General features: G+C 68.1%; 23 protein-coding genes. 12 read left to right on the top strand and 11 right to left on the bottom strand.

The genetic code is table 11. The features are described 5' to 3' along the window. Window positions 1-127 precede the first annotated feature (127 nt). Both lnt and EV645_RS34695 read left to right on the top strand, forming a co-directional pair. Window positions 128-1,699, top strand: a complete 1,572-nt coding sequence (gene lnt / locus EV645_RS34700; protein WP_130448296.1) for an apolipoprotein N-acyltransferase — start codon at window positions 128-130, stop codon at window positions 1,697-1,699. 65 nt (window positions 1,700-1,764) lie between these two features. Beyond that, window positions 1,765-2,253, top strand: coding sequence for an FxsA family protein (locus EV645_RS34695; protein WP_130448295.1), 489 nt, complete (start codon window positions 1,765-1,767; stop codon window positions 2,251-2,253). 43 nt (window positions 2,254-2,296) lie between these two features. On the opposite strand, the gene EV645_RS34690 is transcribed toward EV645_RS34695, so the two are convergent. Then, on the bottom strand, window positions 2,297-2,863 hold the full coding sequence (locus tag EV645_RS34690; protein ID WP_130448294.1) for a Uma2 family endonuclease: 567 nt from the start codon (window positions 2,861-2,863) through the stop codon (window positions 2,297-2,299). A 125-nt stretch (window positions 2,864-2,988) separates the two neighbouring features. Here EV645_RS34690 and EV645_RS34685 point away from each other — a divergent pair, with 125 nt between their 5' ends. Next, a complete protein-coding gene (locus tag EV645_RS34685) occupies window positions 2,989-5,235 on the top strand; it encodes an FUSC family protein (RefSeq protein WP_130448498.1) in 2,247 nt (748 codons plus the stop codon). Here EV645_RS34685 and EV645_RS34680 read toward each other — a convergent pair. Beyond that, entirely contained in the window at window positions 5,225-5,869 is a 645-nt protein-coding gene (locus EV645_RS34680; protein WP_198682056.1) for a TetR/AcrR family transcriptional regulator, read from the bottom strand. The genes EV645_RS34685 and EV645_RS34680 overlap by 11 nt on opposite strands. Window positions 5,870-5,948: 79 nt before the next feature. On the opposite strand from EV645_RS34680, the gene EV645_RS34675 reads away from it, so the two are divergent. After that, the gene (locus EV645_RS34675; RefSeq protein ID WP_198682055.1) at window positions 5,949-6,974 is read left to right on the top strand and encodes an alpha/beta fold hydrolase; all 1,026 of its coding nucleotides are present in this window, start codon (window positions 5,949-5,951) and stop codon (window positions 6,972-6,974) included. A gap of 22 nt (window positions 6,975-6,996) precedes the next feature. Further along, window positions 6,997-7,818 (top strand): class I SAM-dependent methyltransferase, encoded by an 822-nt coding sequence (locus tag EV645_RS34670; RefSeq protein WP_130448293.1) that lies wholly within the window; start codon window positions 6,997-6,999, stop codon window positions 7,816-7,818. A gap of 6 nt (window positions 7,819-7,824) precedes the next feature. Here the strand turns inward: EV645_RS34670 and EV645_RS34665 are convergent, their stop codons facing one another. The 3 genes from EV645_RS34665 to EV645_RS34655 form a co-directional block, all read right to left on the bottom strand. After that, window positions 7,825-8,973, bottom strand: a complete 1,149-nt coding sequence (locus EV645_RS34665; protein WP_130448292.1) for a GDSL-type esterase/lipase family protein — start codon at window positions 8,971-8,973, stop codon at window positions 7,825-7,827. Between the two features lie 2 nt (window positions 8,974-8,975). Further along, window positions 8,976-9,542 carry a TetR/AcrR family transcriptional regulator gene (locus EV645_RS34660; RefSeq protein WP_130448291.1) on the bottom strand — a complete coding sequence of 189 codons (567 nt, stop codon included), beginning with the start codon at window positions 9,540-9,542 and terminating at the stop codon, window positions 8,976-8,978. 91 nt (window positions 9,543-9,633) lie between these two features. Next, a complete protein-coding gene (locus EV645_RS34655) occupies window positions 9,634-10,005 on the bottom strand; it encodes an RNA polymerase-binding protein RbpA (RefSeq protein WP_130448290.1) in 372 nt (123 codons plus the stop codon). Window positions 10,006-10,261: 256 nt separating this feature from the next. On the opposite strand from EV645_RS34655, the gene EV645_RS34650 reads away from it, so the two are divergent. Genes EV645_RS34650 through EV645_RS34635 form a run of 4 tightly spaced genes read left to right on the top strand, consistent with a single transcriptional unit; the run spans window position 10,262 to window position 14,140 of the window. Beyond that, the gene (locus tag EV645_RS34650; protein WP_130448289.1) at window positions 10,262-11,641 is read left to right on the top strand and encodes an efflux RND transporter periplasmic adaptor subunit; all 1,380 of its coding nucleotides are present in this window, start codon (window positions 10,262-10,264) and stop codon (window positions 11,639-11,641) included. After that, window positions 11,631-12,323 carry an ABC transporter ATP-binding protein gene (locus EV645_RS34645; RefSeq protein ID WP_130448288.1) on the top strand — a complete coding sequence of 231 codons (693 nt, stop codon included), beginning with the start codon at window positions 11,631-11,633 and terminating at the stop codon, window positions 12,321-12,323. Before EV645_RS34650 ends, EV645_RS34645 begins: the two co-directional genes overlap by 11 nt. Further along, window positions 12,323-13,555 (top strand): ABC transporter permease, encoded by a 1,233-nt coding sequence (locus tag EV645_RS34640; protein ID WP_130448287.1) that lies wholly within the window; start codon window positions 12,323-12,325, stop codon window positions 13,553-13,555. The genes EV645_RS34645 and EV645_RS34640 overlap by 1 nt, the downstream gene beginning before the upstream one ends. A gap of 9 nt (window positions 13,556-13,564) precedes the next feature. Continuing rightward, window positions 13,565-14,140 carry a hypothetical protein gene (locus EV645_RS34635; RefSeq protein ID WP_130448286.1) on the top strand — a complete coding sequence of 192 codons (576 nt, stop codon included), beginning with the start codon at window positions 13,565-13,567 and terminating at the stop codon, window positions 14,138-14,140. Window positions 14,141-14,189: 49 nt separating this feature from the next. On the opposite strand, the gene EV645_RS34630 is transcribed toward EV645_RS34635, so the two are convergent. Then, complete coding sequence (locus EV645_RS34630) at window positions 14,190-15,011, bottom strand: class I SAM-dependent methyltransferase (RefSeq protein WP_130448285.1); 822 nt, start codon at window positions 15,009-15,011, stop codon at window positions 14,190-14,192. A 47-nt stretch (window positions 15,012-15,058) separates the two neighbouring features. Between EV645_RS34630 and EV645_RS34625 the strand changes: the two genes are divergently transcribed. Continuing rightward, the gene (locus EV645_RS34625) at window positions 15,059-15,631 is read left to right on the top strand and encodes a TetR/AcrR family transcriptional regulator (protein WP_130448284.1); all 573 of its coding nucleotides are present in this window, start codon (window positions 15,059-15,061) and stop codon (window positions 15,629-15,631) included. On the opposite strand, the gene EV645_RS34620 is transcribed toward EV645_RS34625, so the two are convergent. Both EV645_RS34620 and EV645_RS34615 read right to left on the bottom strand, forming a co-directional pair. After that, window positions 15,628-17,001, bottom strand: a complete 1,374-nt coding sequence (locus tag EV645_RS34620) for an MFS transporter (RefSeq protein ID WP_130448283.1) — start codon at window positions 16,999-17,001, stop codon at window positions 15,628-15,630. The two genes, EV645_RS34625 and EV645_RS34620, sit on opposite strands and share 4 nt — an antisense overlap. Window positions 17,002-17,065: 64 nt before the next feature. Next, on the bottom strand, window positions 17,066-17,818 hold the full coding sequence (locus EV645_RS34615; protein WP_198682054.1) for a glycerophosphodiester phosphodiesterase family protein: 753 nt from the start codon (window positions 17,816-17,818) through the stop codon (window positions 17,066-17,068). A 26-nt stretch (window positions 17,819-17,844) separates the two neighbouring features. On the opposite strand from EV645_RS34615, the gene EV645_RS34610 reads away from it, so the two are divergent. Together EV645_RS34610 and EV645_RS34605 are read left to right on the top strand one after the other, a co-directional pair. Next, window positions 17,845-18,978 (top strand): aminotransferase class V-fold PLP-dependent enzyme, encoded by a 1,134-nt coding sequence (locus EV645_RS34610; RefSeq protein ID WP_242000842.1) that lies wholly within the window; start codon window positions 17,845-17,847, stop codon window positions 18,976-18,978. Then, window positions 18,975-19,604: a class I SAM-dependent methyltransferase gene (locus EV645_RS34605; protein ID WP_130448281.1), complete on the top strand. Its 630-nt coding sequence runs from the start codon at window positions 18,975-18,977 to the stop codon at window positions 19,602-19,604. The genes EV645_RS34610 and EV645_RS34605 overlap by 4 nt, the downstream gene beginning before the upstream one ends. Here the strand turns inward: EV645_RS34605 and EV645_RS34600 are convergent. The 3 genes from EV645_RS34600 to EV645_RS34590 are packed head-to-tail and all read right to left on the bottom strand — an operon-like array spanning window position 19,594 to window position 22,705. Further along, window positions 19,594-20,445, bottom strand: coding sequence for a carbohydrate ABC transporter permease (locus EV645_RS34600; RefSeq protein ID WP_130448280.1), 852 nt, complete (start codon window positions 20,443-20,445; stop codon window positions 19,594-19,596). The two genes, EV645_RS34605 and EV645_RS34600, sit on opposite strands and share 11 nt — an antisense overlap. After that, window positions 20,442-21,368: a carbohydrate ABC transporter permease gene (locus EV645_RS34595; RefSeq protein ID WP_242000841.1), complete on the bottom strand. Its 927-nt coding sequence runs from the start codon at window positions 21,366-21,368 to the stop codon at window positions 20,442-20,444. The genes EV645_RS34600 and EV645_RS34595 overlap by 4 nt, the downstream gene beginning before the upstream one ends. Before the next feature lie 5 nt (window positions 21,369-21,373). Further along, on the bottom strand, window positions 21,374-22,705 hold the full coding sequence (locus EV645_RS34590) for an ABC transporter substrate-binding protein (RefSeq protein WP_130448278.1): 1,332 nt from the start codon (window positions 22,703-22,705) through the stop codon (window positions 21,374-21,376). Window positions 22,706-22,752: the final 47 nt, after the last annotated feature.

Genomic DNA, 22,752 nt, shown 5'->3' with positions numbered 1-22,752 from the left:
GTGACGACTTCTTCACTTTCCGCGATCGCCGCCCATTGGCTACTGACCGGATACATTTGCGTGTCCGGGACGTTGTACGGTCGTGCGACCGGCGCGCGGGTCGGTAAGTGAGGACAAGGGGTACGGCGTGGACCGATTGAAGGCTCTGGGGCGGGTCCTGCCGAGAGTGGTGGTGGCAGTCGCCGCCGGCGCACTGCTCGGCTTCGCGTTCGAACCGCATGACCACCCTTGGCTGACGATCGTCGCCGTACCGCTGCTGCTGGCCGCGCTGGACGGGATCTCGATGAAGGCCGGCTTCCTCGTCGGCGCCGGGTTCGGCATCGCGTACTACGCGGTCCTGGTGCCCTGGCTGAGTATCATCGGCGGCGACGCGGCGATCGCGCTCGCCGTGCTCGAGGGGCTGTTCTATGCGGTCTTCGGGCTGTTCGCGACCCAGGTGCTGAAGCTGAAGCTGTGGATGGTGTGGATCCCGGCGCTGTGGGTGGCGACCGAGTTCGCGACCGCGTCGGTGCCGTTCGGCGGGTTCCCGTGGGGGCGGCTCGCGTGGGCCTTCTCCGATGCGTCGCTGGGCAAGCTGGCGGCGTACGTCGGCATCCCCGGGCTGAGCTTCGTCGTCGCATTCGTCGGCGTCCTCGTGTACGCCGTACTCCGCCGGGCCGGCGGACTGCGCTTGCGGGCTGTGGCGCTTGTCGCCGGTCTGGCGATCGTGTTCGGCAGCTCGTTGATCCACCTGTCGATCCAGGGCGACGGCAAGACCGTGAAGGCCGCGATGGTGCAGGGCAACGTCCCCGGCAAGGGCTTGGAGTTCCTGGGGCGCGCTCGTACGGTCACCAAGAACCACATGAACGCGACGCTCGACCTGGAGAAGCGGGTCCAGGCCGGTACGGAGATGAAGCCGGACCTCGTGATCTGGCCGGAGAACTCGACCGACATCGACCCGTACAAGGACGACGAGACCCGGGCCGACATCGAGGAGGCGGTGCGCGCGGTCGGCGTACCGATCCTCGTCGGCGCCGTCACCGAAGGTCCCGGTCCGAACGAGCGGCAGACGACGGGCATCGTGTGGGATCCGGTCACCGGGCCGGGGCAGCGGTACGCGAAGCGGCACCCGGTGCCCTTCGGTGAGTACATCCCGTTCCGCAACCAGCTGCTGCCGTACATCAAGCGGCTGGAGATGATCGGCGCGCAGACCGTGCCGGGCGTCGGTCCCGGCGTGATGCCGATCAACGGGGTCACGTATGGCGATGTGATCTGCTTCGAGCTTGCGTACGACAACGTCATCCAGGATGTGGTGAAGGGCGGCGCGCAGGTCCTGATCGTGCAGACCAACAACGCGACGTACGGCGGGACCGGTCAGCCCGAGCAGCAGTTCGCGATCACACGGATGCGCGCGATCGAGACCGGGCGGACCGTGCTGATCGCCTCCACGAGCGGCATCTCCGGGGTGATCCGTCCGGACGGGACCGTGGAGCACAAGTCGGGACAGTTTGTGTCGGACGTGTACGTCGCGACTGTGCCGGTACGCGACGGGCACACGTTGGCGACGACTTTGGGCAGCTGGCCCGAGTGGATCCTCACCGGGCTCGGTTTGGTCGGTCTGGTCCTCGGCCTGATCGCTCGGCGTCGTCGGCGTGGTGACGACCCGGAACCCCCACCGGCCCCTGATTCCACCCGGACTCGCGAGAAGGTCCCGGCCTGACCTGTAACACTGGGGTGACTGTGCTCTTGGCCGTGCTCTTGGCGAGTCGCTCGAAGGGGTAGAACATGCCGTGGTTCATCGCGCTGGCGCTGTTGGTGGTGCCGATCCTGGAGATCTACGTGATCATCCAGATCGGCCAGGTCATCGGCGGCTGGCCGACGGTCGCCCTGCTGCTCGTCGAGAGCGCACTCGGAGCCTGGATCATCAAACGTGAGGGCAAGCGCGCCTGGAACGCCCTCCAGTCCGCCTTCCAGACCGGCAAGATGCCCGGCCGCGAACTCTCCGACGCCGCGTTGGTCCTCGTCGGCGGCACCCTGTTGCTGACTCCCGGTTTCGTCACCGACATCTTCGGCTTCTTCTTCGTCCTACCGTTCACCCGACCACTCGCTCGCCGGGCCATGTCGTCGTTCTTCACCCGTCGTCTGAACACACAACTAGGTACTGCGGGCCTGGGCGGCTTCATCCCCGGCGCCGGCGGCGGTCCCACCTCACCCCGCCCGTCCTCCTCCGATGACGTAATCCAGGGCGAAGTCATCGACCCGGACAACAAGTAACCCCGCGCGCTAGGCAGGCGGCTGCGGCCGGACGGCTGCCCGGTCAGAGCGTGCCGAGATCCACCGTGACCGGGAAGGGTGCGATGGCCTTGATCCCTCCGGTGAAGACCTCCGCGTCCCGGTAGGCGCGGGTGGCCGGGTCCAGCACGTAGGTGTACACCAGCGGGATCCCGGTGGCTGCTTGCTCGACTCGCCAGTAGAACGCGATCCCGGCCTTCGCGTACTGGTCCACCTTCACGACCCGGTCAGTCGTCTCCGATCCCGGAGACACGACCTCGACGATGAGGAGCACGTGCTCGGGCCGAGTGGGGGAGACATCAATCGTGTCTGCCCGATAGACCACCACGTCCGGGCGGCGATTCGTCAGTGGCAGGTCCTGCAATCGGACATCGAAATCCGTGTCGGCATTCCACTCCGGACCCGCCGCGAGGTCCAGCGCGTTCGCGAGGATGCGCGCGAGTCGATTGTGGCGCTTGGAGGCGCTCGGGGTCACGACGACCATCCCGTCCACGATCTCGATCCCAGCACACTGCTCGGCGGACCACGAGTCGTACTGCTCGGCAGTGATCTGCACGTGCATCCACGCCGGAGCAACCATGTCAGCGGTCACGGCGTGTCTCCTTCGGATCTGCTACGGCGCAGCGCTACGGGTGTGAGCATACCCGGGGCCGGCATCGGCCGGATGTGGATCGCGGCGTGACCCTCGGCGGATGCGTGGAGCACACTGGCGGGGTGATGAGCGTCGGGCGGGTGGTGGGCTGGTTGCGGCGCCGGGACAGTGGGCTGGCTGCTACTCGGCGGGCGGGGCGGACGGCGTTGGTTATGCCTGCGTTGTTCGCGTTTTGTGCGGAGGTACTTCGGGAGCCCGTCGTCGCGACGTTTGCTGCGTTCGGGGCGTTTGCGATGTTGTTGCTCGTCGACTTCTCGGGGAGCACCATTCAGCGCCTGCGGGCGCAGGTTCAGCTCGCGATCGCGTGGCTCGTGCTGGTCTCGCTCGGTACGGTGGCCGGCCAGTCCGTCTGGTCCGCGATCGTCGGCACGGTCGTCGTGGCCTTCGCCGTACTGTTCGCCGGTGTCGTCAGCTCGGTGCTGGCCGGCGCGAGTACTTCGTTGCTGCTGGCGTTCATTCTGTCGGTGGCAACACCGACGCCGGTCTCGATGCTGCCGGACCGACTCGCCGGTGTCGCGATCGCAGGTCTGGCGGCCGTCTTTGCCGTGCTGCTTCTCTGGCCCCGGCCCGCAGTCGACCCGCTCGGCCTGCCGGCGGCGCGAGTATGCCGAGCCGCCGCGATGCAGCTGCGAGCCGAAGCCAGCGACACCGTCGAGGTCTGCACAATGCGGACCGAACAGACCAACACCCTCATCCACGAGCTCCGTCGTACGTTCACCGCGACGCCCTACCGACCCACCGGCCTCTCGACCGGCTCCCGAGCCCTCGTCCGCCTCGTCGACGAGCTCACCTGGCTGACGACGATCCTCAACGAACCCGGCCCGGCCGCCGCCCGCAGTACCGCCGACGACCCGGACTCGTCAGCAGTCCACTTCGCCGCGGCGACCGTCCTCGAGCTCAGCGCCGAGATACTCGAAGACCCAACCCTCGCACCGGACAAACTGACCGCCGCGACAGCGGTGCTCCGCGATGCCGTCACCGCCCTCGAGAAGGGCGCGGTCGCCCGCCTGCCGGCAGCACAAAACACCGGGATGGCCAGCTTCTTCGGCGCCCTGAACGTGTCCTTCCGGGCGCAGGAGCTCGCGTTCGGCGTACTGCTGATCGGACAGAACGTCGAGACCGCTCGCGTCGCGGACCAGCGCGGCTGGACGGACCGTCTGCTCGGCCGCGAGCCGAAGTCGCTGACAGCGCCCTTCGCCAGCGCCGCCGAACGCGCCGCCGCACACCTCGAGCTGCACTCGGTCTGGCTGCACAACAGCATCCGCGGCGCCGTCGGCCTCGCGATCGCCGTCGGCGTCGCCAACTTCACCGGCGTCGCGCACGGCTTCTGGGTCATCCTCGGAGCGCTGTCCGTACTGCGCTCGAACGCGCTCAACACCGGCCAGAACGCCTACCGCGCAATCGGCGGCACAGTCGTCGGCTCCGTCCTAGGAGCTGGCCTCCTGGCTCTCATCGGCGAGAACAGAATCGCGTTGTGGATCCTGCTACCGATCGCGGTCCTGTTCGCCGGCATCGTCCCGGCGGCGGTCTCGTTCGCGGCCGGCCAGGCGGCGTTCACCGTCACGCTGGTGATCCTGTTCAACATCGCCGCGCCGGAAGGCTGGTCGCTGATCCTGTTCCGCATCGAGGACATCGCACTCGGCTGCGCGGTCAGCGTCCTCGTCGGACTGTTGTTCTGGCCACGAGGCGCGTCCGCGGCAGTCGGCAAAGCACTGTCGGAGGCGTACGTCGACAGCGTGAACTACCTCGTCGGCGCCGTCGGGTACGCCGTCTCCTGCTGCGTACCAGGCTCCCGTCCCACCACGCCACAAGACAGCCGCCGGGCCGCAGCAGCAGCACGCCGACTCGACGACGCCTGGCGCACCTACCTCGCCGAACGCGGCCCGAAGCCGATCCCGCTCAGCGAGATGACAGCGCTCGTCACCGGCGTCGTAGCGGTCCGCCTGGCCGCCGACGCCGTACTGGAGTTGTGGGGGCGGTACGCCGACGGCCAGCCGCCGTCCGACGATCGAGCCGCCGCGCAGTCGGCCCTGCTCGCGTTGGCCGACCGCCTGCTCGATTGGTACACGACCCTCGCCGCCGCCCTCGAGGTACAAGGCCGGATCCCCGAACCGCTCGCATACGACCACGAGACGAAGCACCGCCTACTCGAGGCGGTTCGCCGCGATCTGTACGACGCGGATGGCCGGGCAACGCCGACCGCGATCCGCATGCTCTGGACCGCCGACCACCTGGAAGTCGTACGACGCCTCCAGCCAGGCCTCACGACCGCAGCCGACCAGACAGCGGTCAACCAGCCGGCTACTGCGTGAGGCTGTTGCCGATGAAGGCCAGGGTCTGCGCCTCAATCTGACGCAGCTGCGACTCGCTCAGGCTGCGGAGCGGCCCGTGGGTCGTGAGAGTCGCCGTGCCGTGCACCGTGGCCCAGACCGGATACTCGATCCCCTCACGGCGCTCAGGCGACAGGACCCCGGCTTCAACCAGCTCGTCCAGGGCGGCGCGCAGGAGGCTCAACGGGGTGCGGCCGGACTCGTCCGCGGTGCCGTACGCATGCTGCTCAGGAAGGGCGTACGCCGCCGCGAACAGACCAGGCTCCTCGTGCGCAAAACGCATGTAGGCCGTCCCGATCGCGCCCAGGCGACGCTGAGCGGCCGCCGGGTTGCCGCGCTTCCCCCGAACGCGGGCGGTCTCAGCAGTCATCCGGTCAGCGAGCTCAAGCATGGCAGCGGCACACACCTCGGCGAGCAGTTCGTCGCGGTCGGCGAAATGCCGGTAGGCAGCGTTCGGTACGACGCCGACCGCGCGCGTCGCCTCTCGCAGTACGACGGCGTCGGGACCGCCGGCGCGAGCCAGCTCGACCCCGGCCGCGACCAGGCCGGCGCGCACGTCGCCTCGAGGGCGCCGTCGTCGGGGCGGAGCTTGCGGTGCTGGGTCGGCCATGGTCACGCCCTCAGCATAACAATGTGGACACTGTCCACCTAGAGAGCTAATGTGGACAGTGTCCACATAGATAGGGAGGCGTCCGATGGACGGGAACACAGTCGCAGAACCAGAGCGGCAACAGGACAAGGACCAGATGGCATTCGTGACGGCCGAGGAGTGGTTCGGCGGTGGTGAGCGCCGTTGGTACGACGCTGCGTCGGCTCGCCTTCTGCCGCATGCAGAGGGGGAGGCGAGGACCGGGCTGGTCAGGGTCTTCGGCCGGATGACCGGTCCCGCGAGCCCGGACGCGGTGTGGCTGACGATGCTGCCCGGATTCCCCGAGGGCTCGTACGGCTGGGCGCAGGTCGATCGGCGCTTGCCGGCCGAGCTCGGTCCACGGCTGTACGTCGAACCGGTCGGCCAAGGCGACTCCGACAAGCCGAGGGGCTATGCGTACTCGACCGTGGAGCGTGCCGATCTGATCGGAGCATGGTGGCGGCACCACGGCGTACGTCGTACCGTCGTGGTCACGTTCGACTACACCTCGCTGGCGCTGCTCGAGTTGTTGCGTCGGCAGCTGGAACGGCCAGGTGGGCCTGTGATCACTGCGGTGTTCATGATCAACGGCGGTCTGTACGCCGACGCTCACTCGCATCCGTGGCGGGGTACGCCGCTGCTGAGGTCGCCGCTCGGGGCATTTGTGGCCAAAGGCTCGCAGAAGTCACCGATCGTGCTCGCACAGGGCTTCAAGCAGGCCCGGCTGTACTCCCTGGGCAACGAGCCGAGTGAGGCTGAAATGACCGAGGTCTGGTCGGCGCTGGTACGGCGCGACGGTGCGAGGTTCCTGCACGAGGGCGCGGGCTTCGTCAAGGAACACCGTCGCAATGCCGGTCGCTGGGACCTCGCCGCGATTGCCCGCGAGTTGAAGGGCTCTGTTGCCATCGCCGTCGGGGGGAGCGTTGGAGACCCGTACGAGCACCGCCAGGTCGACGCCACGCGCGAACGGGTGCCCGAGGCCGAGATCGTCACGTTCCCCGGCGGCCATCTGACCACCAGCGAACAGCCGGCGCTCCTCGCTCGTGCGATAGCCCGCTTCGCCGGCCGGCACGGCGTCGAGGAGACACCCTGACATGCGACAGAGAGGCATTGGAATGAACGACTCAACTGTTCCGGCACAGTATGTGACCGGCAAGGTGCGGGACGGCATCGAGCAGGCTCTCGTTGCTGCTGGCAAAGATTTGAACGGCTTGAAGCCTGCAGACCTGGCGCTGGTCGAGGACTACCACACCGGCGGGCGGCTTGCCACGGTCCAACTCGTGGATCTGCTCGAGTTGACGCCGCAGAGCGAGGTGCTCGACGACGGCTCGGGCATCGGCGGTACGGCGCGATACCTGGCGGACCGCTTCGGCTGCGCGGTGACCGCCGTGGATCTCTCCGACGAGTACTGCGAGACCGCGCACTGGCTCAACCGGCTGGTCGGCCTCGACGACAAGATCGTCGTACAGCAGGGAGACGTGACCTCGCTGCCGCTGGACGACGCCTCCGTCGACGTTGTGTTCAGCCAGCATGTGCAGATGAACGTGGCGCGGAAGAACCGTCTCTACCAAGAGGCCAGGCGGGTACTGCGGGACGGCGGGCGGCTCGCGCTCTGGGACATCATGGCTGGCGACGGCCGAGAGCTCGGCTATCCGCTGCCTTGGGCGGACGGCCCCGAGCACAGCTTCCTCGTCCCGCCGAGCGTCGTCCGCAATGAGATCGAGGCTGCAGGCTTCACGGTCACGCACTGGGCGGATCTCACCGACCAGGTCGGCGCCATGATGCGGATGATCCAGTCTCAACCACCGAGCCCGCTCGGACTGCACGCTTTCGTCCCGACGTTCCGCGAGCGCGTGACGCACCTGACCGAGGCCCTGAGCGACGGCCGGGTCCGCGCCGTCCAGGCGATCGCCCGGGCGGGTACGACGGCGGCATGAGCGGATTCACGCGCTGAAGGCGCCCTTGAAGGCCTGTTCGGTGAAGCGCGCAGCCATCGACTCGTGGGTCTCGGCGCCTGGATGTAGACCATCGGCCAGCGGGTGGGCGGCGTTGTCGGCCTCGCCGTACAGAGTGAGGCCGTCGAGGTAGTGGAGGTTGGGGTCGGAGGCGGCGCGCTGGGCGGTGATGCGGGCGAGCTCGGCGCGGATGATCGACAGGGTCAGCTTGCCGGCGGGGATCTCGTCGGGGTTGCCGGTGGCAACGAAGCGGAGCTCGCCGGCAGCCAGCGCGGACAGATCCCAACCGGTCGGGCCGGGCGTGTCCTCGTGGATCGGGCAGAGGATGGGGGAGACGACCAGGAGCGGTGTGTCGGGGTGGCCGTCGCGGATCGTGTCGAGGAAGCCGTGGACGGCGGGGGTGAACGAGCGGAGGCGGAGGCCGTCCGTGTTCACGATGTTGATGCCGAGCTTGACGCTGATCAGGTCGGCGGGCGTGTCGCGGATCGTCCGGGCGATGAACGGCTGGAGGAACGCGCTGCCGCCGAAGCCCAGGTTGACCAGCTCCACCCCGGCCTGGGCCGCGGCGAGGGCCGGCCAGGTGCCGGTCGGATGGGTCGCGTTCGAGCCGTGGCTGATCGAGCTGCCGTGGTGCAGCCAGACGCGGCGCGAGGTCGGGACCGGTTCGATCGGGGCATCGGTGCGCAGGGCAACGAGTTCGGTGGTCTCGTCGTGCGGCAGCCAGATCTCGACGGTCTTCGCCGCTGCGGACAGTCCCGCGACGTGCAGGGTTTGCGGCTCGCCTTGGCGGGTCTCGGTGGCGCCGGTCGTCAGGTCAATCGTGATGACGTCGCCGCCGGCCGCGGTCAGCTGGGTGAAGAGCTGGCCGTCGACGAGTACGTCGTACACGCCGTCCGGGCGCGGGGGAGCGCCGGTGTAAGCGCGCTTCGTCGGGAGCGTGTCGAGCTCGACGACGGACGCTCGGGTCGAGAAGACGAGGCGGACCCCGGAGGGCTGGGACTCGACCATCGTCATCTGGCCGTCGTCGTACTGTGTGCGCGCCCAGGCGGGCAGCCGGTGGGGCAGGACGCCGCGGCCGGTGGGCTCGAGCTCGAGCGCCCCGCGGAGCAGGTCGATGGTTATCGGAGTGGTGATCAAGGTCAGCTCCAGCTGCGAAGGAGGGTGTCGAGGGCGTCGATGATGCGTGGCCAGCTGTCGTCGGAGCTCGGCTCGCTGAAGGCGAACGTGCCGGCCGACTCGAGCTGGATGTAGCCGTGGATGGTGCTGCCCAGGAGGCGTACTGCGTCTGTCTGGGCCGGCTCGTCGAGGTCATAGCCGCGGAGGACGGCCCGGACGAGCTCCGAATGCCTCCGCCCACTGTCGACATGTTCAGGAGCCGGGCTATCAGGCACGAAGCGGGTCGCGGCGTAGCGGCCAGGATGTTTGCGGGCGTAGTCGCGATAGACGTCGGCCAGGGCCGATAGGGCGGCGCGACTGGCCCGGCCGGCGACGGCAGTGGAGGCTCGGTCGGCCAGCTCAGTCAGGGCGACCGTGGCGATGCGTGCCTTGAGGTCGGCGGAGCTGCGGACGTGCGAGTAGAGGCTGGCGACCTGTACGCCGAACTGCCGCGCGAGAGCGGACACGGTGACCTGGTCGAAGCCGACCTCGTCGGCCAGCTCGGCGCCTGCCTGTGCCAGCCGCTCGCCGGTCAACCCCGCTCTTGCCATAACTCATTATGGAATTACCTAAAGGCTTTAGGCAAATCGAGGCAGAAAGAAACCCTCACCGCGCCGTTGCGGTGAGGGTTCTCACATGGGGTCAGGCCGTGCGCTTGGTCCGGTGCAGGTGCGCCGGGCCGATCTCGCCCTTGCGGAGCAACTCGACCCGCTCGGCCAGCAGCTCCTCGAGTTCCGAGATGCTCCGGCGCTCGCGCAGCATGTCCCAGTGCGTACGGGCCGGCTTCTCCTGCTTCGGCTCCGGCTTCTCGCCGGTGGACCGGGCGGCCTCGCTGCCGCAGTGGGGGCACTCCCAGACCGCGGGCACCTCGGCGTCGTGCGCCATGGTGACCTCGACCACGTGGCCGCGGGGGCAGTCGTACGTGATCATCTGGCGGGGAGCGAACTCAACACCACGGTCATCCTCGAAGCTGACCCCACCCAGCCCCGAACCACGCAGTACGCGATTAGACATGTCAAACCTCCGAGATCGTCATCCGTGCCAACGGTCGGCCGGCCCGGATCATTCCCATTTTGGCATGTCCGAGCCATATGTACGCACCTGACGGCCCGTGATCCTGGCGTCGTGACCGGCTGTCGCCGAGTGTTCACGGATCACGGTGTGTCGCGAACCGCCCGACGTACGACGCACCAAATCGATATCCGGTTCACAGCCTGTTGCCAGGAATCGAGGATCTCCTCCTCAGCATCTGTCCTTAACGTCTGCATCCATGGTGCTACCCCGCCACAAGATCCGTGGCCTCAGTTTCGTGAACGTGGCGCTGGTCGCCATCGTGCTCGTCATCGCCGTCACCGCCTACTTCCTGTTCTTCAAGAAGGATCCGCCGGCCGCCAGCGCGACCCGGCCGACGGTGGCGGTCCAGCGCGGTGAGGTGACCGCGAGCGTCAGCTCCAGTGGCACCCTGCAGAGCTCCCAGACGGCATCCCCTCAGTTCGAGACCTCGGGCACCGTGACGCAGGTCCTGGTGAAGGTCGGTCAGGTGGTGGCCAAGGGCGCCCCGATCGCGAAGATCGACCCGTCGGCCGCCAACCGCCAGCTCGTGATCGCCCAGCAGAACCAGATCGCCGCCGAGAACTCGGTGAGCGCGGCCGACGAGACACTGAGCGACGCGGAGGACGCGCTCGAAGCTGCCGAGGAGGCCTCAGCCTCCCCGTCGCCGACGCCGACCGCGACGAACGGTCAACAACAACAGCAGCAGACCCAGTCTCAAGGTCAGGGTCAGGGTCAGAGTCCGCAAGTTGCCGTCAGCAACGCCGAGGCGAGCCTGGCGAAGGCCAAGGCGGACAAGGAACAGGCCGACCAGAACGTCGAGGGCGCCCAGGCCGCGGTCGACGCGACCACGCTGAAGGCGCCGATCGCCGGCACCATCACCGCCATCAACGGCTCGGTCGGCTCGTCCAGCGGCGGGTCGAGCTCGGGTTCAGGCAGCACGTCGGGAAGCGGTAGCACCGGCGGACAAGGCTCAACCTCAGGTACAGGGTCAAGCTCGGCTGCGTCGTCCACATCCGGCACCGGCTTCGTCGACATGGCTGACCTCAAGGCCCTTCAGGTCATCGCCGCGTTCGCCGAGGCGGACGCGATCAAGATCAAGGCCGGCCAGTCCGCGACCGTGACCCTGAACGCCGAGCCGGGTACGACGCTCACCGCGTCGCTGGCGTCCGTTTCGCCGACCCCGACCACGACCAACGGCGTCGTCTCGTACTCGGCCACCTTCAGCCTCGCCAAGCTCCCCGCGAACGCCCGGATCGGGCAGACCGCGAACGTCACGGTCCAGACCGCGAAGGCCGCCAACGCTCTCTACGTCCCAAGTACGGCGATCGCGACCAGCGGTACGACGTACACCGTGACGATGGCTGACGGCAGCGGGACGCGGGACGTCCAGGTCGGCGTACGCGGTGACAGCTTCACGCAGATCACGTCCGGCCTGAACGAGGGCGACCAGATCGAGCTGCTGCAAGGCGCGATCGGCAGCAGCACAACCCAGAACGGCAGGCAGGGGCAAGGCGCCGGAACGGGACAGTTCCCGGCCGGCTTCGGCGGCGGTGGCGGTGCCGGCGGTGCTGGTGGTGGTGGCTTCCGTGGCCGCTGACGCCCTGATCGACATCCGGGACGTCACCAAGACGTACGGCCACGGCGAGACCGCAGTACACGCTCTTCAGGGTGTGTCGCTGCGCGTCGACGCGGGGGAGTACGTCGCGGTGATGGGCTCTTCCGGATCCGGCAAGTCCACGCTGATGAACATCCTCGGCTGCCTCGACGTACCGTCGCGCGGCGAGTACTGGCTGGACGGCAGCAACGTCGCCCGGCTGAGCGAGGACCAGCAGGCGCTCGTCCGCGGCCGCAAGATCGGGTTCATCTTCCAGTCGTTCAACCTGATCCCGCGGACCACCGCGCTGGCGAACGTCGAGTTGCCGCTGACCTACGCACACCTGCGCAGGGCCGAGCGCCGCCGGCGAGCCAACCGCGCGCTGGAGCTGGTCGGTCTCGCGGACCGCACCGGGCACCGGCCGAACCAACTGTCCGGCGGTCAGCAGCAGCGCGTCGCGATCGCCCGGGCGCTCGCGACGGGTCCGCGGATCCTGCTCGCCGACGAGCCGACCGGAAACCTCGATGCGCACTCGACCGATGAGGTGCTGGGCATGTTCGATGGCTTGCACGACGACGGCCGGACGATCATCGTGATCACTCACGAGCACGACGTCGCCGCTCGCGCCCGGCGGTTGGTGCAGGTCGCCGACGGCCGGATCGTCTCCGACGAGGTGACCCGCTGATGTCACCCCGCGACCTGATGGGGGCCGCGCTCCGCGGTCTCACGGCGAACAAACTCAGATCCCTCTTGACCGTCCTCGGCGTGTCGATCGGGGTCGGCGCGGTCATCGTCCTGGTTGCTGTCGGCAACGGCTCCGGCAAGGCGGTCCAGGCCCGGCTGGAGGCGATGGGCACCAACCTGCTGACCGTCTCCACGACAGGCGGCGGTGGCGGCTTCCAGCGCGGTCAGGCCGGACCGGCGTCGCAGCAGTACAGCCTGACCCTCGACGATGCGGCCGCGCTGGCTGACACTCGGCTCGCGCCTGACGTCTCCTCAGTGGCCCCCGTGATGACGAGCAGCGGGAGTACGGCGACCAACGGCGACACCAGCTACACGGTCAGCCAGGTGATCGGTACGACGCCGGCGTACATGCCGGCCACGAACACGCCGGTCGGGATCGGGTCGTCGTTCACCCAGGAGGACGTCGACACCTCGCAGCGGGTCATCCTGCTCGGGCAGACGACCGCGACCGAGTTGTTCACCCGGCCGGCGAGCGCCGTCGGCCAGACGATCAAGCTCGGCGCCGTGGACTTCGTCGTCCGCGGGGTGCTGGCCAGCAAGGACAGCACCGGGTTCAACGACCCGAACGCGACCGCGATCGTGCCGATCAGCACACTCCGCGCGACCCAGGCGGGGTACGGCGCACTCAGCCAGATCGTCGTCCAGGCGAAGGACACCGATCGGGTCGACACCGCACAGGCCGAGGTCACTCAGTTGCTGACCGCTCGTCACCAGGTGCCGGCAAATCAGACCTCGCCGTTCCGGATCACGAACTCGGCGCAGATCCTGCAGACGAGCCAGGACACCGCCGCGACGTTCACCGCGCTGCTGGCGACGGTGGCCGCGATCAGCCTGGTCGTCGGCGGGATCGGCGTCACGAACATCATGCTGGTCACGGTCACCGAGCGGACCCGTGAGATCGGGATCCGGAAGGCGCTCGGCGCCCGGCGGCGGACGATCCTCGGACAGTTCCTGATCGAGGCGACACTGCTCAGCCTCATCGGCGGCGCGGTCGGCGTCGGGGTCGCGCTGATCGTCACCCGCTTCCAGTTGGCCGGTGTGCAGCCGGCGCTGGTGCCGTCGTCGATCGGACTCGCGCTCGGCGTGTCCGCGGCGGTCGGCCTGTTCTTCGGCAGCATGCCGGCGCACCGAGCCGCCGGACTCCGTCCCATCGACGCACTACGACATGAATGAGGAACTTCCATGAGTAACCAGACGCCCGACGAGTTCGCCCAGATCGGGTCCGACGAGGAGGTCGACTCGGCGCTCAAGCCGAAGAAGACTCTCGCCCTGCCGCTCGCGACCGCGATCCTGGCCGGGGTCGTCGTGCTCGCGGTCGGGCTCGCCGGTGGGGCCGGGCTGCATGCGGCGTTCGCGTCGGACAGCTCGTCGAACCAGCCGCAGGCCGGGCGGGGCGCCGGTGGGTACGGCGGCTTCCGCGGGCAGAACGGCGGGGGAGGGACCGGCCAGAACGGGGCGGGCCAGGGCCAGCGGCAGTTCCCCGGTGGCGGCGGCACGGTCGGCACGGTCGTCTCGGCGAACAGCTCCGAGCTGGTCGTGAAGACGCAGACCGGCAACGTCACGGTGAAGCTCAACGGCGACACGACGTACGAGATCACCTCCAAGGGGACCGCTGCCGACCTCAAGTCCGGCGAGCAGGTCGTCGTCACCGGTCAGTCCGCCAATGGAACCATCACCGCGAACTCGGTCCGCCAAGGCTCGCTCGGCGGCTTCGGCGGCGGCTTCCGCAACCCGAGCGCGACCCCGTCCTCGCGCTGAGGATCCGCCACAGACCGTGCGCCCGGCCAGCACCCCGGCCGGGCGCACGTTAGTTTCGGGTCGCGGTGAGGGCTACGGCGGTGGAGTCGAGGGTGAAGCTGCCGCCGGCGGCGTCGATGGCGGCGCCGGTCCGGTCGAGCATCTCGTCGAGTTTGCCGGCCTCCGCGAGCGGTTTGGCCAGGCCGCTGGAGCGGAGTTGGTCGAGCCATTCGTCGCGGGTGTAGTGGCGGCTCCAGGGGTAGGTCGGCCGCTCGAGATGGGTGAACGCTCCAGTCGCGGTGAGGCTGTCGGCGGCTCGGTCGAGGAAGTGCTCGTAGGCCCTGAGTGGTGCGGCGGCGACCTGGGAGTTGACCGGGCTGTCGGGAAGGACCTCGCGGTGGACCGCCGCGAAGGCGGCGCCGAGGTCGGGCGGCGGCTGGAGCACGTACCAGAAGACAGCGAACCGGCCGCCCGGCTTGAGCACCTCGGATGCTTTAGCGGCACCAACGCTCGGGTCGATCCAGTGCCAGGTCATACCGGCAACAACCGCGTCGAAGGTCCGGCCAGCCGGCTCCCAGGTCTCGAAGGACGACACCTCGACGTCGACGCCAGTACCACGCGCGAACGCGGCCATCCGCTCGTCCACCTCGACGCCGAGCACCTGGCAACCGGCAGCCTGGAACTGACGCGCGGCGATCCCCGTCCCGCACCCCACGTCGAGGACCGCCGGGCCGGGCGCGGACGCGGCGACCGCCTCGATCAAAGCGGACGGGTAGCGAGGGCGAGCCCGGTCGTAGAGCCCGGCGTCAGCTCCGAACGACTCAGCCATCTCGCGCCGGCGGTGCGGCTCATTCGAAGGTGGTGGAGGGGACTGCGGCGGTAGAGTGGGCATGTGCCCACGGTAGTGGGCGGATGCCCACTTATGTCAAGGGAGGCTCTGTGCCGACGGGTGTGGCGATGCGGGATGCGCGGGAGTTGTTGTTCGACGCGGCCGAGCGGGTGTTGCTGCGGGACGGCCCCGAGGCGCTGACCAGTCGTGCGGTGACGACCGAGGCTGGGTGTGCGAAGGGCGTGCTGCACAAGCACTTCACCGACTTCGACGGCTTCCTCGCCGAGCTCGTCCTTGACCGGATCCGCCGCCTCGACGACCAGGCGCAGGTACTGCGGAACGCGGTCGGGCAGGGGACTGTCGTCGACAACCTGACGACGATGCTGACCGACCTGTTCGGCTCGGTTGCGGTGGCGATCGTGAGTCTGACGATCTCGCGCGACGGCCTGCGGGCACGGCTACGCGAGGCCGTGCCGACCGGCGTACCGATCCTGACCGACGCCGGCCGGATCATCCTCGACTACCTGACCGCAGAGCAGAAACGAGGCCGCATCCGCGCCGACGCCGACCTGAACTCGCTCGGCCTCACGCTGATCGGGTCCGCCCACCTGCTGTTCGCCGACCGCACCGGCGTTCGCCCGACAACCGACGACGTACGAGCGTTCGTCGCCTCCGTGGTCTAGACGATGTTCGGCTGAGCGTTGCCGGCCTCGGTGATGCCGCGACGCATGTCGACGCGGACCAGCAGCGCCAGCCCGACCACGAAGAACAACCCGAGCGCCACGATCGCCGGCCGATACGACCCGGTGATCTGGTGGACCAGGCCGAAGACCAGCGTGCCCAACCACGACGTACCGCGCTCGCCGGCCTGATAGAGCGAGAAGTACTCCGCCTCGCGCCCCTTCGGGATCAGCTGGCTGAACGCGGACCGCGACAGCGCCTGCGTCCCGCCCAGCACGATCCCGATCGCCGTGCCCATCGCGAGGAACGGCACGATCTGGTGCGCCGGCAACAAGAACCCGGCGATCACGATCAGGATCCAGATCACCAGGCCGCCGGCGATCGTGCGATGAGCGCCGTACCGAGCCGCCACCCGCCCGAACACGATCGCGCCGAAGAACGCCACGAACTGCACCAGCAGGATCGTCGCGATCAGCACCTGCGTCTCGAACCCGAGCTGCTTCTCGCCGTACGTCGAGGAGACCGAGATGACCGTCTGGATGCCGTCGTTGAAGAACAGGTACGCGATCAGGAACAGCATCGTCATCTTGTAGGTACGCAGGTGCTTGAGCGTCGCGGCCAGCTGACCGAAGCTCTGCCGCACCAGGCTGCCGCTGCGGACCTGTACGACGCTGGTCGGTGGACGATCCCGTAGCCGCAGGTACGGGAAGAACGTGAACAACCCCCACCACAGCCCGGCGCTGAGCAGACTGAGTCGTACGGCGGTGCCCTGACTCATCCCGAGTGCGTCATGGGCCGTGACGACGGCGAGGTTGACCAGCAGCAGGATGAACCCGCCGGCGTACCCGAAGGCCCACGCGCGGGACGAGACCGCGTCGCGCTGATCCGGTGGTGCGATGTCGATCAGGATCGAGTCGTAGACGACCAGCGACGAGCCCAGGCACAGATTTCCGATGAAGAGCAGCAGCGCACCGAGCGCCCAGCGGCCGCCGCCGACGAACACCATGCAGCAGGCCGCCAGCGCGCCGGCCCAAGCGAACGCGCACATCAGGAGCTTCTTGCGGGCCATCCGGTCCGCGATCGCGCCGACCACCGGCAGGAACAGCGCCGACACCAGCGTCGCCACGGTCACGACGTAGAACGCCAGCGATCCGGGGGAGATGCCGAGGCCGAGTACGTCGAGGTTCGTGCGGCACGGGTGGTCCGTCGTCCCGGAGTACCCGCAGGCCGCCTGCTCGGCGACAGAGGTCAGGTACGGCGCGAACAGGACGGTGCCGACCGTGGTGACATAGCCGGAGTTCGCCCAGTCGTAGAGGCTGAACCCCCAGTACTCACGCTTGTCCACCGCGGCCGGGGCGGAGAGAAGTCCCATGCGCGGAAGTGTGTCAGGTTCGCGGGACGATCCGGGGTACCCGCGGATAACACTTCAGTGCCCGTTACGGCCACTGGCCCCGTTCGACCATGACGTCCTTCAGCAGATCGGTCCGGTCGGTGATCAGGCCGTCGACTCCGGCATCGAGCAGTCGCCGCATCTCCGCGGGATCGTCGACCGTCCAGACGTGCACTTGCTTGCCCCTGGCATGCGCTCGTTTGATCAGACCGGGTGTGAGCACGCGCAGCGGGCCGTAGGCCTGCGGGATCTGCAGGCAGGCGCCGGCCGACGGCAGCGCGAACGGCAGGAACCGGATCAGCACGATCTCGAACTCGCCGTACCCGGTGCACAGCCGCGGCCCGAGCAGCTTGCGGATCCGGCGTACGCGGGACTGGGAGAACGACGACACGCAGACGCGCTCGACCGCGTTCGCGGCGCGCAACACCGCCGCAGCCGGCTCCAGGCCACCCTCCGCCTTGATGTCGAGGTTGAACCGGATCTCCGGGAAGTGCTCGAGCAGCTCGTCCAGGCGGGGGATCGGCTCGTGGCCGTTGATCTTGGCCTTGCTGACCTCGGACCAGGGCAGCTCGGCGATCACGCCGGTCCGGTCGGTGACCCGGTCGAGCTTGTCGTCGTGGAACGCGATCACGACGCCGTCACTGGTCGCGTGCAGGTCGGTCTCGAGGTAGGTGTAGCCGAGGTCGACCGCGTTCTGGAACGCGTGCAGCGAGTTCTCGTAGCCGATGTTCTCGGGGTGTTTCGCGCCGCCTCGATGAGCCATCGCGATCGGGCCGTCGTGGTCGAGGTAGGGGTACACGACAGGAAGTATGTACCGTTTGGGTGGTGACGGTACTCAGCCCCCGCCCCGACCTGTGGACCCTCGACCCAGGCGTCCTCCACCTCAACCACGGCTCGTACGGCGCTGTGCCGCGCCGGACCCAGGAGGTGATGGCCGAGCTGCGCACCGAGATGGACGCCAACCCGATGGTCTGGTTCCGTACGGTCGCCGACCGGCTGACCACGAGCCGCCTGGCACTGGCAGCGTTCCTGGAAACAGACCCGGCCGGCTTCGCCCTGGTCCCGAACGCGAGCGCCGGCGTCACCGTCGCACTCGCCACGCTGCCGATCCCGGCAGGCAGCCGGATCGTGCTGACCGACCACACGTACGGCGCGGTCCGGTACGCCGCCGAGCGGTTCGCCAAGGCACACCAGGCCGAGATCGTCATCGTCCACATCCCCCTCGAGGCCGACGACGAGACTGTGGTCTCGCTGATCGCGGACCGCCTCGACAACGCCTCCGTGCTGATCGTCGACCAGATCACCTCCGGTACGGCGAAGGTCCTGCCGGTCGACGCACTGGTCGAGGCGGCGCACGCGCACGGCGTACCGATCGTGGTCGACGGCGCGCATGCCCCGGCGCTGATCGATGCGCCGGCCGCTGCGGGCGCCGACTTCTGGACCGGCAACTTCCACAAGTGGCCGGCCGCGCCGCGGGCGACCGCCGGTCTGGTGGTCGCGGAACGGTGGCGCACGGCAACGATGCCGCTGATCGTCTCGTGGTCGGAGTACGACGAGCGGATGCCGGAGCGCTTCGACATGCAGGGCACGTACGACTACGTGCCCTGGATCGCCGCGCCGGAGTCGCTGCGTGTCCTGGCCGAGCTGGACTGGCCGACCCGGCGTCCTCAGCTGACCGCGCTGGTCGAGGAAGGCGCGCGGATCCTGGCGAAGTCGCTGGGCACCGGTATCGCCGAGGTCGTCCACCCGCCGACGACGATGCGCTTGGTCGAGCTGCCGTCCTCGGTGGACCTGTCCGGCGGCGATGCGCTGAAGATGCGGATCTCGCGCGAACTGAAGGCCGAGATCACGTTCACCGGGTTCGAGGACCGCAAGTTCATCCGGTTGTCGGCGCACGCCTACAACTCGCTGGCGGACTACCAGAAACTGTCGGAAGGGCTCTCTAGAGTCCTCGCGTGAACGACATCCAAGGGTCATACAACACTGCTGCCGCCGACTACCACGCGATCCTGCGGGACTACCACCACGACGATCCGTTCGAGAAGGGCGCGCTCGACTACTTCGCCCAGTTGGTCGAGGGCGGGCCGGTCGGCGACCTGGGCTGCGGGACCGGGCGGATCACGACGTACCTCGCCGGGCGCGGTCTGGATGTGTTCGGGGTCGACCTGACGCCGGGGATGATCGAGGTGGCGCGGCGGGAGTATCCCGAGCTGCGGTTCGAGGTCGGGTCGCTGTTCGATCTGGATCTGAAGGACGGCGAGCTCGCCGGAGCCCTCGCGTGGTACTCGCTCGTTCACACTCCACGAGAGGACCTGCCGACGGTGTTCGCGGAGCTGTACCGCGTGCTGCGGCCCGGCGGCTACCTCGTGCACGGCTTCAAGGTCGGCGGCGGTAGCCGTCACCTGAGCAACGCCTACGGACACGACCTCGACCTCGAGGTCTACAGCTATGACCCCGCGGACGTCGCCGGGCTGCTCGCCGGCGCCGGGTTCGCCGAAGTGGCGACCCTGACGCGCGCGGCGATGCCCGGCGAGAAGGACAAGGCGCAGGCGGCGCACCTGGTCCGCAAACCGCCTACCCCTTGATCGCTCCGGACGTCAGACCGGCCACGATCTGCCGGTTGAAGAACAGGAACATGATCAGCGGCGGGATCGTGATCAGCAGGATGTCCATGAACAGCAGGTTGTACTGCGTCGTGAACTGACTGGAGAAGTTGTACAAGGTCAGCTGCACCGTCGCGTTCTGGTCGCCGGGCAGGAAGTACAACGGGTTCACGAAGTCGTTGAACACATTGACCGACTGCACCACGACGACGGTCACGATCACGGATCTCAGCAGCGGGAACACGACCTGGAAGAACAGCCGCAACGGCCCGGCGCCGTCGATGATCGCCGCCTCGTCCAGCTCCCGGGGGATCGTCGCGACGAACGCCCGGAAGAGCAGGATGCAGAACGACAACCCGTAGGCGATCTCGATCAGGATCAGCCCCGGCATCGTCTTGAACAGCCCGATCTTCTGCAGCACCCAGATCGTCGGCACGACGGCAGGCGGGATGATCAGGCCGGCCAGCACCAGGAAGTTGATGAACCCGTTCCACCGGCTCTTGCGGCGTTGCAGCACGAACCCGGCCATGGCCGCGAGCACCACCATCCCGGTGACGCTGACCACGGTCAGGATCGTGCTGTTGATGAACGCGATCACCAGCATGTAGTCGCGGGCCTCGACCACTTCGATGAAGTTCTGCACGAAGCGGAACTGGTGCGGCCAGGAGAAGCTCAGGTCGGCCGACTGGGTCCGGTCCTTGACCGCGGTCAGCACGATGAACGCGAACGGGATGACGAACACCACGAGCGACACGACGATCGCGACCGTGCTGAGGATCCACTTCCGGGCCGGCCGGTGGTTGACGAGTTCCGCGGTGCTCACAGGTCCACCTCCTTGCGGTTCAGGAACCACGACAACGGCAGGATGATCGCGGTGACGGTGATGAACAGGACCACGTTGCCCGCCGTCGACAGGCCGTAGAACCCGGCCTGGTACTGCTTGTAGATCACCGACGCGATCACGTCCGAGGTGAACCCGGGCCCGCCGCGGGTCATCGCCCAGATCAGGTCGAAGGACCGCAGCCCGCCGATCAGCGACAAGATGATGACGGTCACGGTGGCCGGCCGGGACAGCGGCAGCACGATCCTCCAGAACTGCTGCCACGAGGTCGCGCCGTCGACCCGGGCGGCCTCGATGTACTCACGGGGGATCGAGACGATACCCGCGATGTAGATCAGCGTCGCGAGACCGACGCCCTTCCAGACGTCGACGGCGGCCACCGAGAGCAGCGCCCATTTCGGATCGGTCAGCCAGCCGGGACCGCTGATCCCGAGCAGCCCGAGCGACTCGTTGATCAGGCCCTTCTCCGGGTTCATCAGCACGGTGAAGGTCAGGCCTACGCCGATCGTCGAGACCAGCACCGGGAAGAACACCACCGACCGGAGGTAGCCGCGGGCAACGATCTGCGACGTCAGCAGGACCGCGAGCAGCAGCCCGAGCACCACCTTCGACCCGGACGTGATGACGGCGTAGATCAGCGTGTTGGTGAAGCCTTTGACCAGCGCCGGCTCCTGGAAGAACAACTTGAAGTTGTCCAGCCCGATGAACTTCGACTCGAACAGGCTCCACCGGGTCAGGCTGAAGTAGAGCGAGGCGAACGTCGGGACCAGGAACAGCACGCCGTAGATGATGGCGGTCGGCAGGTAGAACCAGTTCGAGTACGGACGGTAGACCTTGCTCCCGGCCGCCGAAGCGGCCGGTCGCGCCTTACTACGCTCACGTGGTTTCACCGAGGTGATCGCCACGGACCTCACCAACCTGCCAGGCCGAGCTGCTGGGCCTGCTTCTTGACGTCCTCGTCGTACCGCGCGGCGCCGTCCTTGGCCTTGCGGATGCCGGAGCCGACCTCGACGGTGATCTGCTCGAGCGACGGGCCCTTGACCGGCGAGAGGAACTCCAGCGCCAGGCTCGACGACCCCGGCTTGTCCAGGTACGGCTGCATGTCCTTGATCGCCTGCGGCACGTCGTCGCCGAGCGTGCAGCCCTTGACGGCGTACGGACCGGTCGGCGCGCCGGCGGCGGTCTGCGAGGCGCAGCCGTCCGGGCTGGCGACGAAGGCCAGGAACTTCTTCGCCGCGTCCAGCTTGTCGCCGGTGGTGGTCTTCGGGATGTACAGCCCGCCCGGCGTCCACAGCGTCAGGCCGTTCTTGCTCGCATCGTCACCAGGCAACGCGAACAGCCCGACGGTCTTGGCCGCGTCCGGGTAGGTGGCGACCATGTTCGCGACCACCCCGGACAGGTTCGGGTAGTGCGCACCCTTGCCGGTGGCAAGCATCTTCAGCCCGTCCGGCAGCTTGGCCGAGGCGAAGTCCTTGTTCTCGTAGCCAGCGTCGTGGACGGCCTCGGTGTGCTCGAAGCCCTTCAGCGCGGCCGGGTTGGTCGCGTACTTCGCCTTGTTCGCGGTGTAGTCGTCGGCGAACGACGGGTCGACCGCGGAGACGTTGTGGAAGTCGCCGAGGACGAACAGCTGCGAGGTCCAGGTCTCGCCGTACGTCTGGATCACCGGGGCGACCCCAGGGTCCTGGGCCTTGATCTTGGCGTTGTTGGCCATGAACTCGGCCCAGGTCTTCGGCACCTTCAAGCCGAGCTTCTGGTAGACCGGGATGCTGTAGAGCACCGCGCCGCCCATGAATCCGCCGACGGGTACGCCGTACACCTGACCGTCGGCGGTCACGGTCTTCTTGAAGTTGTCGTCCAGGTTGCCGATGTACGGCTGGTCGTTGATCGACACGAGATTCTTCTGCGGCGCGATCGCCTGGAACAAGGACCCGGTGTTGTAGCCGAAGACATCGGGCATGTCGCCGGTGGACAGCCGGGTCTTGACGATGTTGTCGCCCTCCGTGCCGGCCGGGCGCGTCTCGGTCTTGATCGTGATACCAGGGTTCTTCGCGGTGAAGTCCTTGATCAGCTGGTTGGCCTCTGCGATGTCCTGATCCTGGTTGCCGATCAGGTACGTGATCTCGACCGAGCCCTTGCTGCCCGAGTCGCTACTGGATCCGAGACTGCCCGCGCTGCACGCGGTGAGCACCAGCGAGCTCGCCGCGAGAAGCGCGAGTCCGCTAGTTCCTGGGCGGAACCTCATCTTGACCTCCAAGGGATGTTGTTCAAAAGCAGCGGGGCGGTCGTCGG

Source organism: Kribbella rubisoli, from assembly GCF_004217145.1.
GTDB lineage: Bacteria > Actinomycetota > Actinomycetes > Propionibacteriales > Kribbellaceae > Kribbella > Kribbella rubisoli.
This window is presented reverse-complemented; position numbering and strand designations above follow the sequence as displayed.